Source organism: Oleiphilus sp. HI0132 (genome assembly GCF_001635845.1).
The window spans coordinates 1-1,016 of the sequence record NZ_LWGJ01001691.1; the positions used below are offsets into that span (position 1 = coordinate 1).

The 1,016-nt window shown below is 45.4% G+C and carries 2 protein-coding genes; both read right to left on the reverse strand.

All coding sequences use genetic code 11. The features are described from left to right. A partial coding sequence (locus A3766_RS25905) for a DNA-binding domain-containing protein (protein ID WP_068643249.1) occupies nucleotides 1–577 on the reverse strand: 577 nt, incomplete at its 3' end. Beyond that, nucleotides 577–1,016, reverse strand: a 440-nt coding sequence (locus tag A3766_RS25910) for a DUF692 family multinuclear iron-containing protein (protein WP_156509152.1), incomplete at its 5' end; no start/stop codon positions are given. The genes A3766_RS25905 and A3766_RS25910, both read right to left, overlap by 1 nt.

The following is a 1,016-nucleotide window of genomic DNA, read 5'->3' on the forward strand; positions in this document are numbered from 1 at the left end:
CGGAATCTAAATTCAAGGGTTGATCTTCATTCCCTTCTGCTTTGTCTCGATCTTCCAGGCACTTATCACGGATCTCTTTAATCGGATAGTTGCAGGAAAGTAAGTGGGCACTGGCTGGAAGCAAAAAAGTTATCTTGTCATATCGATCTTCATCAATTTCAGATAAGCGAATAGCGTCAAGGGGCTGCTCATCTTTGGCGTGAAAAGCCAAATGCCAATACCACTCAAGCTGTGCCAAATCTTTAGCGTAAGGGAGCGATTTAAGTGCCTCAAAGTCTCCAACATATTCTGGAAACTCGGCACCATAGTGGTCCAGACTCGCTGACGCGGAAGGGTGTGCTTTAACATAACGCAGTGCTAATGCCTGAAAAAACTGCTCACCAACACATTGCAAAAAGGCAGGATAAATATCTGCTAATGCAGAACATAAGTTGCCGTAAACACTGCCGCGATAAATCGCTAAACACTGCTCAGGATCAAGCTTCTCACCCGCTTGAATAAATGCCCCTGGCTTGATATCCGTCTCTAGATTATAGATGCCTGAAATAAAGGCTTGATGAATGTTCGCAAGCTTCATTACCTGGATACCTGCTCTGCAGAAGCAAGACTGGAATACTTTGAGCACTGAGCCATCATGCGGGCTGCGTTGCTCTGCTCTTCCTGCAGAACGGAAAAATCCGGAATATCAGTATCCCATTCAATCAAAGTAGGAATAGGGCCAAATCGCTCCAACGCTGTTTGGTAAAGTTGCCAAACCGGTCCGTGCACTCTTGCGCCATGCGTATCGAGCAAGTGCGTGCCCTGATCTTCGAAGCCCGCCAAGTGCATTTCTTTTATGCGTTTTACAGGCAAAGCCCGAATGTATTCTTGCGGATCAAATTTGTGGTTCATTGCGCTGACATAGATATTATTCACATCACATAAAATATCGCAGTCAGCCTGCTCGGCGACCTCGGACAAAAACTGCACTTCTGCCATCGCATCAACTGTAAAACTTAAATAGCTCGAAACATTTT